Origin of the sequence: Psychrobacter sp. TB55-MNA-CIBAN-0194, from assembly GCF_040309505.1 — a bacterium.
GTDB classification, from domain to species: Bacteria; Pseudomonadota; Gammaproteobacteria; order Pseudomonadales; family Moraxellaceae; genus Psychrobacter; species Psychrobacter fozii.
This window is the reverse complement of the sequence record NZ_JBEOOW010000115.1, coordinates 1-300: the sequence shown is the minus strand read 5'-3', so window position 1 is coordinate 300 and position 300 is coordinate 1. Positions and strand designations below refer to the sequence as shown.

The following is a 300-nucleotide window of genomic DNA, read 5'->3' as shown; positions in this document are numbered from 1 at the left end:
AGTAAGCACAATCAACTGTTGTTTGATTTGTCGTTAAATTTACGTGGCATCGTAGCGCAACAGCTTATTCCGAAATCAGACGGCACCGGGCGCCGCGCCGCCATTGAGGTGTTAATTAATACCCCTCGAGTGGCCAGTTTGATTGCTAAAAATGAGTTGCATTTACTGAAAGAAACCATGGGTAAGTCACGCGAACAAGGCATGCAGACTTTTGACCAGGCATTGCTAGATTTATATGTAGAGGGTGAGATTAGTTACGCCGATGCATTACATCATGCCGACTCGCCAAACGATTTACGT

1 pseudogene is annotated in these 300 nt (G+C 45.3%); it reads left to right on the top strand.

The features are described 5' to 3' along the window. Positions 1 to 300, top strand: a pseudogene (locus AAEY75_RS14485) (type IV pili twitching motility protein PilT); the annotation flags it as partial.